Below are 14544 nucleotides of genomic sequence, written 5' to 3'. Positions count from 1 at the left end.
ATAATAGCCATGACTTTTTAACATAGCTCAGAGAGCCTCTATGCCCCAGCGTCCGCTGCCGTTAAATGCCATTCATGCTTTTATCGTTGCTGCCCGTCACCTTAACCTGACGCGTGCGGCCAGCGAGCTGTGCATTACTCAGGGTGCGGTGAGCCGTAAAATTGCGGCGCTGGAAGCGTGGCTTGGCTTTACCCTGTTTGATCGCCACGCGCGCGGCCTGCATCTGACCCCGCAGGGGGCCAGCCTGTTGCCCGCGCTACAAAGCGGCTATCAGCAGATGCACGACGCTGCACAGCAGGCGAGCCGTCAGCACGCGGTGATCCGCCTGAAAGCCCCAACCTGTGCGATGCGCTGGCTGGTGCCAAAACTGGTGGCGCTGGAGAAGCAGCGCCCGGAACTGCATGTCTCCCTCACCACCACCGTTGAGCACAGCGGCCAGCTGGAAAATTTTGATGCCGCCATTGTTTACGGCAGCATGCCGCGCCACGGCGTGCTGCTGTTTGAAGAGGCATTAACCCCGGTGATGGCCGCCGCGCTGCTGCCCGAACCGGCCGTCACGCCCGCGTCGCTGGCCGCGATGACTTTTCTGCATCCCACCGCCGACAGCCGTGACTGGCAGCTCTGGCTCCAGGCCAACCGCCAGCCGCCGATCATGAAGCGTAACCAGCACTTTGCCACCATGGATCTGGCGATCAGTGCGGCCATTCAGGGGTTTGGCGTGACGGTGGCGGATGTGACGCTGATTGCGGAAGATCTGGCGATGCAGCGCCTGGTGGCGCCGTTTAGCGGCAGTGTGAAAACGGGGGCGGTTTACAGCCTGCTCCGCCGCCCGCCTGAGGAAGCGCCACCGCTGCTGGATGAGCTGGTGGCGTGGTTATCAGTGGGGAATTAGAACGCTACCCAGTCATCAGCGCCAGCCGCCGGGCTTTTTGCCAGGACAGGCGAAGGTGATGCGGCGCGCGCTGGCGATTTCAGCGCCGCACTTTTCACCGCAGGCTCGGTCGCCGACAGGCGGAATTTAGCCACCGACAGCGTCAGCTCTTCCGTCTGACGCTCCAGCGCGCTGGCAGCGGCGGAGACCTGTTCAACCAGCGAGGCGTTCTGCTGGGTCACGCTGTCCATCTCGGAAATGGCGGTGCCGACCTGCGCAATGCCCTTACTCTGCTCTTCCGATGCCGAGGCGATCTGCTTCATGATCTCGGTCACTTCGCCTACCGAGTGCAGAATATCGTTCATGGTGCTGCCCGCCGCGTTTACCAGCTTCGACCCATCGTCAACCCGGCTGACCGAGTCGGCAATCAGGGTTTCAATCTCTTTGGCCGCGTTAGCACTGCGCTGCGCCAGGTTGCGCACTTCACTGGCTACCACGGCAAAACCGCGCCCCTGCTCACCGGCGCGTGCGGCTTCGACCGCAGCGTTAAGTGCCAGAATGTTGGTCTGAAAAGCAATGCTGTTAATCACCGTGGTAATTTCGGCAATCTTCTTCGAACTGCCGGCAATGCCTTCCATGGTGCTGACCACCTGACCAACCAGCTTGCCGCCTTTACCCGCGGTTGCTGAGGCGGTATCCGCCAGATCGCTGGCCTGACGCGCGTTATCGGCGTTGAACTTCACCGTAGCCGTGAGCTGCTCCATGCTGGCGGCAGTTTGCTCCAGCGCGGAGGCCTGCTCTTCGGTACGCGAAGAGAGATCGTTGTTACCCGAGGAGATCTCCGCTGCGCCGCGATAGATATTTTCGGTGCCGCTGCGAATTGAGCTGACCGCTTCGCGCAGGCTGTCCTGCATCGCGCGCAGTAAAGGCACCAGCTTGCCGACGCAGTTACGGCCAAAGTCATTCACCGGCTGGCTAAGGTCACCTTCGGCAATCACGCGGAAGTGTTCGCGGATGGTGTCGAGCGGGCGCACCAGCATCACCACCAGATAGCGGTCGGTGAACAGTAAAATCAGCAGCCCGGCAATCACCGCCATCACCAGCACGCTTTTGGTGACGTTGGTCAGGTGATCAACGGTGATGCGCGTGTCATCCAGCTTGGCACCCGCCGCGCTGTTGAACTTTTCCACGCTGGCGCCAAATGCGCGGCTCAGCGCAGGCGTTACGCTACTGGCCTGGCGGCGGAAATCATCAAGGCTGCCCTGCTTTGCCAGGTTCACCTGCGGAGAAACGCCCTCATCCAGCAGCTTCTGCCAGCTATCAATGGCGCCCGCCGCATACTGGGCATCAAGCGGGCCGGGAGACTGTTTTTTAAAATCGGCCAGCAGCGTGGTCATGTTATCCAGCGCTTTCTGCACGGAGGCCATATCTTCTGGCTTTTTAGATTCGATGGCCCGCGACAGACGAGTAATCACCCGAAAATACTGGTCGTTACCCTTACTCAGCGTGGTCATCTGGCTTACCAGGTGACGGTCAACGTCGTTACCCTTTGCCAGCTGGTTCAGAGAATAGACGCTGTAGCCGCCAACGCCTCCCCAAAGCAGGCAAAACAGGCCGAGGATCCACAGCATAATGGCGCGGATCGTGTAGTTCTTTAATAAGTTCATAGGGACTCCGTAACCTGGTGATACCGAATAAAAGTGATGACATAAGTGGGCTATCAAGAGAGTTATCGGCAAATTACGAAGAAACAGTTAAGAAAAATACACGATTAATATTGTTGATTCCGCCGCCTGATTTTAGTGCTGATGTAATATAAGTGATTGCTATGAACCGATATTTAACTTTTTTAAGTTATTTAAAACACAGCAGTAATCATTAACTATTACCGCTGCGTGATTATTGTTTAGTGTTTAAGATGGACAAGGGCCTTCATCAGCAGGCGGAAAACCTGCATGCGGCGGCGCATAAAACGTTTTTCAATATGGATATCGGCCAACCCGTCCTGACCGAAGCGCAGGGTAACATCCTGTGAAGGATGCCAGGCAGGCCAGCTCACCTCACCGCCGATCTGATGGGAAAACTCGGTGATATCGCGGGCAAAGCTTAGCCAGTATTCACTGACGCGCCGGGCGAACTGGTGGTCACCTGCGGTAAAGGCGCGATCGGCTTCGCCCGGCGGCATCTGCCCCAGCGTATTGAGAACGTACGGCACTTCATTGCCGTGCCAGGTGCCGTGCGGGTAGATATCGCGGGCATTTTCGGAAACATAATCGAAGTAGTAGCGCCAGCCCGGAATGCCAATGCGGTGCTGTGCCAGAGCCATAACATAGCCCAGGGTGGTGAAACTCATATCGCGCGCGACCTGGCGGCCCAGCTCAATGTCATCCCAGACGCCGGGATATAACAGCTTAATCAAGCGCAGCGTCAGGGGCTGTTTGGCGCGCAGCCTGGCGATCACCTTCGCGGCATCGACACCAAAATAGTTCAGCACGCTGGCTTCATCACTGTTACTGCCAATCATCAGCGGCAGACGCTGCTGTTTGCCAGCATTGAATACGTTAAGCATTGGCTGAGGCAATACGCAGTCACCGCTGATGGCGACTGGCCCGGTTCCCAGCGAACTGTCCAGCGACCAGAAGGCTTCGGCGGGCAGCGCGCGCAGCTGTTCTGCCGTCGCTTCGCCAAGTGCAAAATGGCTGGCCAGCGCCTCGCCCTTCTTTAACGCTTCGGCACGGGGGACGTCAGGTAAAGAGTAAGCGCTCTGCGCAATGCCTTTGTGGAATAGACCCTGCGCCAGCGGCGAAGCAAACAGTGACAGGACGCTGCGGGCACCCGAGGATTCGCCCATCAGCGTGACATTGTGCGGGTTGCCGCCAAAGGCATGAATGTTACGTTGCACCCACTGCAGGGCGCTGATCTGGTCGAGCAAGGCGAAATTATTTATCACTTCACCTTTGGCGTACTCGCGGTCCAGCGCCGGATGGGCGAAGAAGCCCAGATGACCCAGGCGATAGTTGATCGTCACCACTACCGCGCCGCGCTGTGCCAGCGGTGCGCCAATGTACGGCGTCAGCCCACCTGAACCGACGGCGTAGCCGCCACCGTGGATCCACACCATCACCGGCAGCGGTGAAGATGGCTCGACATCGGGTGTCCAGACGTTGAGATATAAGCAATCTTCGCTGAAGGTGCCAGGGTCGCCTCCGCCAACGGCGAGGCAGTATTCGCGGCTTTGCCAGCTGGCAAAGCCCCATGCGCTGGCATCCTTTTCCCCTTCCCAGGGCGGGACCGGTTTCGGCGCTCTCCAGCGCAGCGGGCCAACGGGCGGTGCGGCGTAAGGGATCCCTTTAAAAACAAATACACCCTCTTCCACGTTTCCTCGCAGACAGCCTTCTGCGGTATTAATCCGTAATAAACGATCGTTTCTCATTAGTTCATCCAAAACTGGCCTGCATTAATTATTTGCATCCGCAGGCAGAAAGTCCATAACGCCAGCTTATTTGCAGATTATGCTGATAGGTGATGAGTTTTTCGCAATGCGATGATCCGCGGCTGCGATGCAGGATTTTTTGCCATAACGTTGAGGACCACTTTATGTTTTCCGCTATCAATAATGGATTTTCCCGCCTCGGCGACCACCCCGATTTGGGCAAGCTGGTGTTACGCGTTTCACTCGGGGCTCTGCTGCTGTTTCATGGGGTATTTAAGATCCAGCACGGCGTAGGCTGGATTGCACGCCTGCTGCACGCGCACGGCATCCCGGGGTTTGTCGCCTACGGCGCCTATTTCGGCGAAGTCGTTGCACCGGTGATGATTATCGTTGGCCTGCTGACCCGCCCGGCGGCGTTTGTTATCGCAGTCAATCTGGTGGTGGCAACGCTGCTGGTAAAAACCGGTGCGGTATGGGACAGAACCAGCGTTGGCGCATGGGCACTGGAAGGTGAAGCGCTCTATTTCTTCGGTGCGCTGGCGGTCATGTTTTTAGGGGCTGGCCGTTTTACCTTAGTGAAGAACAGCAGTTTGCAGTGATGTGAGGCGGGCTGACCCAAAAAGAGGGTCAGCCCCACCGATTTATTGTGTCGCCCCAGGGTTAATCTGACCGCTGATAGCCATACAGATATTTCGCCACCAGCATCAGCGTGGTGAGCACCGCCGGAATGGCGAGGAATGAGAAGACATCGGTGATATTCCAGCCCATCGACAGCATCTGTGCCCCGGCAAAAGCGCTGAGGATAGCCCCGATACGACCAACGCCGTGCATCCAGCTGGAACCGGTCGCACGGGCATGGGTCGGATAGTAGCTGGCGGATAATGCATTCATCCCGGTATTGGCACCGTTCAGGCAGAAACCGCTGCAGAAAGCGATGGCGCTCAGCACCCATGCGTCCGGCGGAGCGTAGCCGATACAGACCGTGGCAATTGCACCGGTAAAATAGATAGCCGCCAGCGCCAGGTTGGCGTTAAAACGGTCCATCATCCAGCCCGCAAACAGTGACCCGACGGTACCCCCCGCCTGGTACATCGCCGTAACCAGCGCTGCCTGCGTCACCGTCATTCCCACATCCTTCACCAGCGAGGGTAGCCAGGAGCCGATCAGATAGACGAGGAACAGCCCCATAAAGTAACTGCCCCACAGCATCATGCTGCCAAAAGCGTAGCGGCGCGATAACACCACTTTTATCGCCCCTTCACTGGCGACACTTTCACTGCGCGTAAAGCGGCTCTCATCGCTCACGCAGCCAGGATGCATCTTCTGCACAATGGCGCGGATCTCAGCGGCGGGTGCGTTGCGCGTCATCATAAAGCGCACCGATTCCGGCAGCCCGCGTAGCAGCAGAGGCACCAGCAACAGCGGCAGAACCCCACCCAGCACCAGCACCGCGTGCCAGCCAAAATTCGGGATCAGCCACGAGGCGGCAAACCCGCCGGTCGCCGCACCAAAGGTAAAACCGCAGAACACCACGGTGATCAGGAAGGCGCGTTTGCGCTCCGGGGAGTATTCGGCCACCAGGGTACCGACATTGGGCATCGCTGCGCCCAGCCCAAGCCCGGTCAGGAAGCGAAACAGCATAATCTGGTCGAGGTTTTGCGAAAACGCGGTCGCCAGCGTCCACAGGCCAAAGAAGAAGACGCTGCTGATGATGATGACCCGGCGGCCAAAACGGTCTGCCAGCGGCCCGGCAAACATTGCCCCCAGCGCCAGGCCGATCAGCGCAGCGCTGATCACCGCGCCAAGCTGGTGATTGGTCACGCCCCAGGCAGTTTTCAGCGCAGGAGCGATAAAGCCCATCAGCGCAATATCCATACCATCCATGGCAACCACGGCAAAACTCAGGGCGATAATCCGTTTCTGATAGCGACTCAACGCCCCCTGATTAATCAACGCACGGATATCGATCGCTGCGCTACTGTCCACATCGCACTCCATAGCTGGCCTGGGTCAACCCCGGCCAGATGATGTCGACTCGCTGAGGTTTGATTTAAAAAAGTGGCGGCTATCATAACGGATTGTTATGGAATTCTCCTGCCAGTTTTGTTCGTTTTTTCACGGTAATACGAACAAAAAGCCTGGTTAACCGCAAAAAGGCAGTTCGCCTGTTTTTTCTGCGGTTTTATAATCTGCCGATATAACCCCCAGGGCTTATCCGCATAAAAAGTGATGAATACGGCCATATAGCCGGTAAATGTTAATTAAAATTTGCAATAAGGTTAACAAAACGCTCAGATAGATCTTGCCAGTTTATCGCCGCCCTCATTACTCTGCGTTATGGACAAAAAATATCAGTTTAATCAGCGCATTCGTCTGCGCCATCTGCATACTTTCGTCGCTGTTGCTCAACAGGGGACGCTGGGCCGTGCCGCCGAAACCCTGTCCCTCAGCCAGCCTGCGCTGTCAAAGACGCTCAATGAGCTTGAGGAGCTGGCGGGCGTGCGTCTGTTCGAACGCGGGCGTCTCGGAGCCCAGCTCACCACCATGGGGGAACAGTTTCTGACCCATGCGGTGCGCGTGCTCGATGCGCTCAATCATGCCGGGCAGTCATTTAATCTCCCGGTGAAGCAAGACCCCGAAGTGTTACGCGTTGGCGTTTTGACCACCGTGGCGCTGGGCATGCTACCGTCAATTCTCGATCGTTTTCACCAGCAGCAGCCGCAGGCTATCGTCCAGGTGGCAACGCTGCACAATAATGTGCTGATTGCGGCAATTAAGGCGGGAGAGTTTGATGTCGGCATTGGCCGCATGGCCGATCCGGATTTGATGACCGGGTTAACCTATGAACTGCTGTTCCTGGAGTCGATGCGGCTGGTTGTGCGTCCCGATCACCCGCTCTTAAGTGACAACGTCACCTTGTCGAAGGCACTGTCGTGGCCGGTAGTCATCTCTCCGGAGGGCACAGCACCACGGCGCGTGGCGGAAGCAATGTTGAAGGAGCAAGGCTGCCAGCTGCCCGGCTCGCTGGTCGAAACCTCTTCGACCTCCCTCGCCCGCCAGCTGGCGCTGCGCTACAACTATGTTTGGTTTGTGCCATCCGGCGCCATCAAAGAGGATCTGCTGCACAACTCGCTGGCCGCACTGCCCATTGCCCCACATGGCCCGGGGGAGCCGGTCGGCATTATGACCCGCTCCGGCAGCAGTCTGACGCTGTGTGCAGAGATTATGCTGGCGACCATCCGTAAATCCCACTCCGGCTAACGGCTGCGTTTGGCGTGACGCTCGCGGTTTTCCAGCCGCGCCTGCTCGCTTTTACGCAATCCGACATAGCAGGCTCCCTCGCCGCCATCATGAGTGCGCGCACAGCAAAAGGCCTGTACCTGCTCCAGCTGCGGTAGCCAGCGCATCAGATAGCTGCGAATAATATTGGCGTGCGAACGATCGTCACGCCCTTTGCCGTGAACGATCAGCAGATTACGCAGCCCGTGATGCTCCGCCTGCAGAATAAACAGATACAGCGCCTGGCGGCACTGTTCAACGCTCTGACGAATCAGATTGAGATTGGCCTGCGGCGGGTATTTGCCGAGGTAGAGTTTATCCAGCACCCCCTGCTGGATGCCTTCCGCCTTATATTCCAGCGGCACGGTAAGCGGAACAATATCCAGCAGCCCGCTGGTCAGGGGGTTGTCTAACTGCAGATCCTGCTTGCGCGGTGCGGTGGGCTTAGGGCTCTTCATCCACACGACGTTGCTGCACTCTTTCAGCGGTTTGACGTCTTCCATCGCGTTTTTAAACAGATCCAGCTCATCAAGGTTGATGGTCATACTCACCCCCGGTCATTATCAAGTCGTGACCCTATTCGGCCAGAGCTGTGAGTTTAGCAAAAATCCGCCCGCGGTCACCTCTGTTGTTCAGGGGATAAAATGATGCAAAAGGGCATAAGGGCGAGAGAATTGGCGATAATACCCCCTTTAACTACGGGTATTTTACACCGCGTTCACATTGATATTCCTTGACAATAACATCCCCATTTTTATTGTGCCCAAAACTGCTCAGATGAGTTTCATTCTGTAAGCGAAAAATGGTAAATTGATGTCAGTCAATTATCATCGAGCGTACATCATGATTCAGGAAAAGCGAATTGTTACCCGACGCATTCAATCAGGTGGTTGTGCTATTCACTGCCAGGATTGCAGCATCAGTCAGCTATGCATTCCCTTCACGCTTAACGAGCACGAACTGGATCAGCTCGATAATATCATCGAGCGAAAAAAACCGATTCAGAAAGGCCAGACGCTGTTTAAAGCCGGTGATGAACTGAAATCACTCTATGCGATCCGTTCAGGAACCATTAAGAGTTACACCATCACCGAACAGGGTGATGAGCAGATTACCGGTTTTCACCTTGCCGGTGACCTGGTTGGATTTGACGCCATTAGCGCCAGTTCTCACCCCAGCTTTGCCCAGGCGTTAGAAACCGCCATGGTGTGTGAAATCCCCTTTGAAACCCTGGACGACCTATCCGGTAAAATGCCCAGCCTGCGCCAACAGATGATGCGCCTGATGAGCGGTGAGATTAAAGGTGACCAGGAAATGATCCTGCTGCTGTCAAAGAAAAATGCCGAAGAGCGCCTGGCTGCGTTTATTTATGGCCTGTCACGTCGCTTTGGCCAGCGCGGCTTCTCGCAGCGTGAATTCCGCCTGACCATGACCCGTGGCGATATTGGTAATTACCTCGGTTTGACGGTTGAAACCATCAGCCGCCTGCTCGGTCGCTTCCAGAAAAGCGGCATGCTGGCAGTGAAAGGCAAATACATCACCATTGAAAATCATCAAATCCTCTCGGAGCTTGCGGGCCAGAGCCACACGGTTGCCTGATAATTGCCGGGTCAATATTTGTTATTTTATTGATCCGGCAACAACTTTTCCTCTTTTTCCTTTGCCGCGATTGGGCTATCTTTAAACTGACACGCTCAGTGTAAGGAGAAATCGTTATGGCTCAGTATCAAAACATTCTTGTGGCTATCGACCCACAGCAGGACGATCAGCCTGCACTTCGCCGTGCTGTCTATTTGAATCAGCGCCTTGGCGGTAAAATTACCTGTTTTCTTCCTATTTACGACTTCTCCTACGAGATGACTACCCTGCTCTCCCCTGATGAACGCATCACCATGCGTAAAGGGGTGATCAGCCAGCGCACTGAGTGGATCCGCGAGCAGTCGCAGGCCTACCTCGCGGCCGGAGTGCAGATTGATATCAAAGTGATCTGGCATAACCGCCCGTACGAAGCCATTATCCAGGAGGTGCTGAACAACCAGCACGACCTGGTGATTAAGATGGCCCACCAGCACGACCGCCTGCAGGCGGTGGTCTTCACCCCGACTGACTGGCACCTGCTGCGCAAGTGCCCCTGCCCGGTTTGGATGGTCAAAGACCAGGCCTGGCCGGAAGGCGGTAAAGCGGTGGTAGCGGTTAACCTTGCCAGTGAAGAACCTCATCACGATCCGCTGAATACCAAGCTGGTGAAAGAGACGCTGGAACTGGCGGAACGCGTCAACCATACCGAAGTGCATCTGGTTGGCGCATACCCCGTCACGCCAATTAACATCGCGATTGAACTGCCGGACTTCGATCCCAGCGTGTATAACGATGCGATTCGCGGTCAGCATTTAGTGGCGATGAAAGCGCTGCGCCAGTCCTTTAGCATTGATGAAAAATTTACTCATGTTGAAAAAGGCCTGCCGGAGGAAGTCATCCCTGACCTGGCGGAACATCTGGATGCGGGTGTGGTGGTGCTGGGAACGATTGGCCGCACCGGGCTGTCCGCGGCCTTCCTTGGCAATACCGCCGAACAGGTGATTGACCACCTGCGCTGCGATCTGCTGGCGATCAAACCCGACGGCTTCACCTCACCGGTTGAACTGGATGACGACGAAGACGATTAAGCTTGCTTAAAGGGTTCAGGCGGCCCCGCAGGCCGCCTTTTTTATGCCGTTTCCGGCAGCTCTTTTTTCAGCAATCCCAGGATCAGCGCCGTCAGCAGCGATCCCGCCGCAATCGCCAGCAGATAGGCAGCGAGGTTGGCGATGACATTGGGAATAAACATCACAAATATCCCCCCGTGCGGCGCGCGTGAGGCACAGCCAAACGCCATCGAGAGTGCCCCGGCCAGCCCGGAGCCCGCCACGATAGCCGGGATCACGCGTAACGGATCGGAGACCGCATAAGGGATCGCCCCTTCGGTGATAAACGACAGCCCCAGAATCCAGGTCACTTTACCCGTTTCCCGCTCGCTGCGGCTGAACTTACGGCGGAACAGCAGCGTCGCCAGGGCAATACCGAGTGGGGGTACCATTCCCGCCGCCATGCAGGCCGCGATAGGCCCGTAGATGCCGCTCGACATCAGCCCGATGGCGAACATACAAACGGTTTTATTCAGCGGACCGCCCATATCAAAAGCCACCATCATGCCAAACAGTAAGCCGAGTATCGCGGAGTTGGTGTGCCCGAGCGCATTCAGGAAGTCGGTCAGCCAGCCCAGCAGCAGCTTAATGGGTTCGCCAATTAGCCACACCATCAACGCACCGGTGATCAGCACGCTCAGCAGCGGGACAATCAGGATCGGCTTCAGCCCGGCTATCGCCTGCGGCAGTTTAATATGGCGCACAATCAGCAGCGTCACGTAGCCGGCGATAAACCCGGCAATCAGCGCCCCAAGAAAGCCGGAGCCGGTGTGAATAGCCATCATGCCGCCCACTGCGCCGGAGACAATGCCCATTTTTCCACTGATTGACTGACTAATGCCCAGCGCGAGTATCGGCAACATCAGGGCAAACGCCGAGCCGCCCCCAATATCCGCCAGCATTTTCGCCAGCGGGCTAAAACTGGCGTCCCCCGGCGTGGCTGCAGTAATGCCAAAAGAGAAGCTGAGCGCGATCAGTATCCCTCCTGCCACCACAAACGGGATCATCAGGTTCACCCCGGTAATCAAATGGACATAGACTGAGGAGAGCAGCGAACTGCTGCCTGCTGCGGCCTTCCCCGGCTCTTCGCTCAGGGTTTCAAGGCGATGCGGCACCAGTTCGCCACCGGTTATCGCATTCAGTAGTCCTTCAGCATCTCTGGCCGCACGCGCCACCGGAACCTCGATAATGTTTTTATGCTGAAAGCGCCCCATTTCGACTCTCTTATCTGCGGCGATCAGCACAATGTCGGCGGCCGCGATATCCTCCGCGCTAAGGATGTATTGACTCTCAATGGCACCCTGTGTTTCCACGCGCAGGGACAGGCCCAGTTTTCTCGCCGCTTTTTTCAGATTGCTTTCGGCCAGATAGGTATGGGCCACACCGGTAGGACAGGCGGTGATGGCAATGATATTCATGGATGTTCTCCGGTAATTATTGGTGTAGGGTCCGGCCGGAGTCTTATCTAAGCAGAGGCAAAACTGGAAAACACTACCAAATAGTGTCCCGGGCGCTGGACAACACCTGTACTCTCACAAAAAAACCGCGGGAGACCTTTATTTGCCTTAAATTAATAATGATTAATTCAAGTTCGCATTAACATTGCCAAATAAAGTCGCTAAACTATCGCCTTTCATTCACTCTGCAGGGATTGCCAGATTGGTTTCATTCTATCGCCTGTCACAGCGCCGCTTGCCCGCTCTGATCGCTATTCTGGCGGTACTGCTGCTGTTTATTGCGCCGGATGTTTCCAAAACGCTGGAGAGTTATCGCACCTCCGCCGGCAGCGAAATGAGTGCGCATCACCCTGTAGAGATGATGATGGATGGTATGTCCATGCCCGCGATGTCCAGCCACGCTGCGATGATGATGCACGCCGGTTCTGATGAAGCCATGCATCATGATATGGGCAGCGAGATGGGTATGATGGGCGAATTTGCCTGCGGTTACTGCCAGCTTCTGGTCCATATGCCGCTGCTGCTCTGCCTGTTTATCGCCTTTTTCTGGCTGATATGCCTGATTGCCTGCACCCCGCCCGCGTTAATTCTTCCCGCTTTTCACGTCACTTTCTTCCCCAGTATTTGCCAGCCTCGCGCCCCGCCGCTGCTTTAATTCCTTTCGCTGATTAATACAATTATTTTACTGCGGATAACTCCGTCGGAAAGCGTTGTCCTTTTTATATGTGCCCTGCACAGGACCACGCACGCCTGAATATTATTCCGGGCATCCAGACGAGTTATTTAGACAGAATTACCGTTTAAAAAGGAATTAAGCATGAAAGTCATTTACCTGCCGCTGTCGCTGTTAAGCGTGGCAATTATTGCTGCCTGCCCACATCTGGCCGCGGCGCATGATGTCGTGCCGGATGAGACGGGCGTGATGACCGTCACCGCGCCGCTGACCTCCCCGCTGGAGATTGTCACTTCGCCAAAAACCCCGCGCCAGCCGGTACCCGCCAGCGACGGCTCCGACTATTTGAAAACCATTCCGGGCTTTGCGCAGATTCGTAACGGTGGGACCAACGGTGACCCGGTGTTTCGCGGCATGTTCGGCTCGCGCATGCGCATCATGACCGACGGCGGTGAAATGCCCGGTGCCTGCCCGGCGCGCATGGATGCCCCCAGTTCATATATCTCCCCGGAGAGTTACGACCTGTTGAGCATCACCAAAGGCCCGCAAACCGTACTTTGGGGGCCGGGCAACTCGGCGGGCACCGTGCGCTTTGACCGTGAGCCGCCCCGCTTCGACCAGCCCGGCATTCAGGGCAACGCCAGCCTGCTGGGCGCGTCGAACAATCGCTGGGATCAGAGTGCTGACCTCAGCGTGGGCAGCGAACAGGGTTATCTGCGGGTGATTGGCAACCACTCTATTTCGCAGGACTACAAGGACGGCAACGGTGACCGCGTGCCGTCGCGCTGGAACAAATGGAACAGCGACGTCGCGCTGGGCTGGACGCCGGATAAAGATACGCTGGTTGAGCTGACTGCGGGGCGCGGCAACGGCGAAGCGCGCTACGCCGGGCGCAGCATGGATGGCTCCCAGTTTAAGCGTGAGAGCCTCGGCATGCGGGTGGAGAAATCGAACATCGGCGAGGTACTCGACAAATTTGAAGCACAGATGTACTACAACTATGCCAATCACATCATGGATAATTACAGCCTGCGCAGCCCGGGCAGCATGCCGGGAATGTCCAGCCATATGGATATGAGCATGCCGATGGCGATGCAGCTCGATCGCCGCACCGTTGGTGGCCGCTTTATGGGTACCTGGTTATGGTCTGACTTTGAACTGAAAAGCGGGATGGATATGCAAACCAGCACCCATCGTAACCGCAGGAATAACGACTGGCGCAAAGATGCCCGCTTTCACGATATTGGCGCCTTTGGTGAACTGAGCTGGAGCATTGACCCGCGCAATAAGCTGGTGAGCGGTGCGCGACTCGACCGCAGCTGGGTGGACAATTTTAGCGCTTCCGGCGAGGGTGCAAGGAGCGATACAATGCCCGCCGGGTTTATGCGGCTGGAACATACGCTGGATAGCCTGCCGCTGATGATGTATGCCGGGGTGGGCTATACGGAGCGTTTCCCGGATTACTGGGAGCTGTTCTCACCCAGCTACGGCGCAGACGGGCACAGCGCGGCGTTTGACACAGTGAAAGCGGAGAAGACCACCCAGCTGGATATCGGCGCCAAATATTCCGGCAAGCGCATGGATGGCTGGGTTTCGGCTTACCTGGGCCACGTCAGAGACTTTATTCTCTTCAGCTACGATCCGAACAACGCTTATGTCAGCCGCGCCGATAATGTCAACGCCACAATTATGGGCGGTGAAGCGGGCCTGAGTTATAAATTAACGGAGAGCCTGACTGCAGACGGCAGCCTGGCATATTCATGGGGGCAGAACGGCTCTGATCGTCGCCCGCTGCCGCAGATGCCGCCGCTGGAGAGCCGACTGGGTCTGACCTGGAAACAGGGAAGCTGGAGCACGACCGGCCTGCTGCGTATGGTGGGGCCACAAAATCGTATCGCGTTAAATGAAGGCAACGTGGTCGGCAAAGATTTCGAGCGCAGCGCCGGGTTCAGCATCTTTTCCGCCAATGCCGCGTATGAAGTGACGAAAAACGTCAAGATTAGCAGCGGCGTCGACAATATTTTCAATAAAGCGTACAGCGAGCACCTGAATCTGGCAGGCAACAGCGTATTTGGCTATTCCGCCAGTACCCCAGTGAATGAGCCAGGCCGCACCTGGTGGGCAAAAGTTAACGTTAAATTCTGAAT

12 protein-coding genes are annotated in these 14544 nt (G+C 56.5%); 7 read left to right on the top strand and 5 right to left on the bottom strand.

The genetic code is table 11. The features are described from left to right. Positions 1 to 40: 40 nt before the first annotated feature. Complete coding sequence (locus tag J2Y91_RS18960) at positions 41 to 892, top strand: LysR family transcriptional regulator (protein ID WP_253539152.1); 852 nt, start codon at positions 41 to 43, stop codon at positions 890 to 892. On the opposite strand, the gene J2Y91_RS18955 is transcribed toward J2Y91_RS18960, so the two are convergent. Beyond that, positions 889 to 2538, bottom strand: a complete 1650-nt coding sequence (locus J2Y91_RS18955) for a methyl-accepting chemotaxis protein (RefSeq protein WP_253539149.1) — start codon at positions 2536 to 2538, stop codon at positions 889 to 891. The two genes, J2Y91_RS18960 and J2Y91_RS18955, sit on opposite strands and share 4 nt — an antisense overlap. 239 nt (positions 2539 to 2777) lie before the next feature. Continuing rightward, the gene (locus J2Y91_RS18950) at positions 2778 to 4304 is read right to left on the bottom strand and encodes a carboxylesterase/lipase family protein (protein WP_187496999.1); all 1527 of its coding nucleotides are present in this window, start codon (positions 4302 to 4304) and stop codon (positions 2778 to 2780) included. Between the two features lie 164 nt (positions 4305 to 4468). Between J2Y91_RS18950 and J2Y91_RS18945 the strand changes: the two genes are divergently transcribed. Next, positions 4469 to 4903 carry a DoxX family protein gene (locus J2Y91_RS18945; RefSeq protein ID WP_048916028.1) on the top strand — a complete coding sequence of 145 codons (435 nt, stop codon included), beginning with the start codon at positions 4469 to 4471 and terminating at the stop codon, positions 4901 to 4903. Between the two features lie 61 nt (positions 4904 to 4964). Here the strand turns inward: J2Y91_RS18945 and J2Y91_RS18940 are convergent, their stop codons facing one another. Continuing rightward, a complete protein-coding gene (locus tag J2Y91_RS18940) occupies positions 4965 to 6290 on the bottom strand; it encodes an MFS transporter (RefSeq protein WP_133623701.1) in 1326 nt (441 codons plus the stop codon). A 351-nt stretch (positions 6291 to 6641) separates the two neighbouring features. Between J2Y91_RS18940 and J2Y91_RS18935 the strand changes: the two genes are divergently transcribed. Continuing rightward, positions 6642 to 7565, top strand: coding sequence for a LysR substrate-binding domain-containing protein (locus tag J2Y91_RS18935; RefSeq protein ID WP_048916026.1), 924 nt, complete (start codon positions 6642 to 6644; stop codon positions 7563 to 7565). Here J2Y91_RS18935 and smrA read toward each other — a convergent pair. Then, complete coding sequence (gene smrA, locus J2Y91_RS18930) at positions 7562 to 8122, bottom strand: DNA endonuclease SmrA (RefSeq protein WP_048916030.1); 561 nt, start codon at positions 8120 to 8122, stop codon at positions 7562 to 7564. The two genes, J2Y91_RS18935 and smrA, sit on opposite strands and share 4 nt — an antisense overlap. Before the next feature lie 304 nt (positions 8123 to 8426). Between smrA and fnr the strand changes: the two genes are divergently transcribed. Both fnr and uspE read left to right on the top strand, forming a co-directional pair. Beyond that, positions 8427 to 9182: a fumarate/nitrate reduction transcriptional regulator Fnr gene (fnr, locus tag J2Y91_RS18925; RefSeq protein WP_048916025.1), complete on the top strand. Its 756-nt coding sequence runs from the start codon at positions 8427 to 8429 to the stop codon at positions 9180 to 9182. A gap of 116 nt (positions 9183 to 9298) precedes the next feature. Beyond that, complete coding sequence (gene uspE, locus J2Y91_RS18920) at positions 9299 to 10249, top strand: universal stress protein UspE (RefSeq protein WP_048916024.1); 951 nt, start codon at positions 9299 to 9301, stop codon at positions 10247 to 10249. Between the two features lie 41 nt (positions 10250 to 10290). Here the strand turns inward: uspE and J2Y91_RS18915 are convergent, their stop codons facing one another. Further along, positions 10291 to 11685 carry a PTS fructose transporter subunit IIC gene (locus J2Y91_RS18915; protein ID WP_133623702.1) on the bottom strand — a complete coding sequence of 465 codons (1395 nt, stop codon included), beginning with the start codon at positions 11683 to 11685 and terminating at the stop codon, positions 10291 to 10293. Positions 11686 to 11926: 241 nt separating this feature from the next. Between J2Y91_RS18915 and J2Y91_RS18910 the strand changes: the two genes are divergently transcribed. Continuing rightward, the gene (locus J2Y91_RS18910; RefSeq protein ID WP_253539145.1) at positions 11927 to 12379 is read left to right on the top strand and encodes a DUF2946 domain-containing protein; all 453 of its coding nucleotides are present in this window, start codon (positions 11927 to 11929) and stop codon (positions 12377 to 12379) included. Positions 12380 to 12541: 162 nt separating this feature from the next. After that, positions 12542 to 14542: a TonB-dependent copper receptor gene (locus J2Y91_RS18905; RefSeq protein WP_133623703.1), complete on the top strand. Its 2001-nt coding sequence runs from the start codon at positions 12542 to 12544 to the stop codon at positions 14540 to 14542. Positions 14543 to 14544 lie beyond the last annotated feature (2 nt).

Origin of the sequence: Erwinia aphidicola (genome assembly GCF_024169515.1) — a bacterium.
Classification (GTDB): domain Bacteria; phylum Pseudomonadota; class Gammaproteobacteria; order Enterobacterales; family Enterobacteriaceae; genus Erwinia; species Erwinia aphidicola.
Note: the sequence above shows the minus strand (reverse complement) of the source record. Positions and strands in the feature narration are given on the sequence as shown.

Coding starts and splice junctions, on each gene's coding strand:
- J2Y91_RS18960 (WP_253539152.1), top strand. CDS start 41: ATGCCCCAGCGTCCGCTGCCGTTAAATGCCATTCATGCTTTTATCGTT.
- J2Y91_RS18955 (WP_253539149.1), bottom strand. CDS start 2,538: ATGAACTTATTAAAGAACTACACGATCCGCGCCATTATGCTGTGGATC.
- J2Y91_RS18950 (WP_187496999.1), bottom strand. CDS start 4,304: ATGAGAAACGATCGTTTATTACGGATTAATACCGCAGAAGGCTGTCTG.
- J2Y91_RS18945 (WP_048916028.1), top strand. CDS start 4,469: ATGTTTTCCGCTATCAATAATGGATTTTCCCGCCTCGGCGACCACCCC.
- J2Y91_RS18935 (WP_048916026.1), top strand. CDS start 6,642: ATGGACAAAAAATATCAGTTTAATCAGCGCATTCGTCTGCGCCATCTG.
- fnr (WP_048916025.1), top strand. CDS start 8,427: ATGATTCAGGAAAAGCGAATTGTTACCCGACGCATTCAATCAGGTGGT.
- uspE (WP_048916024.1), top strand. CDS start 9,299: ATGGCTCAGTATCAAAACATTCTTGTGGCTATCGACCCACAGCAGGAC.
- J2Y91_RS18915 (WP_133623702.1), bottom strand. CDS start 11,685: ATGAATATCATTGCCATCACCGCCTGTCCTACCGGTGTGGCCCATACC.
- J2Y91_RS18905 (WP_133623703.1), top strand. CDS start 12,542: ATGAAAGTCATTTACCTGCCGCTGTCGCTGTTAAGCGTGGCAATTATT.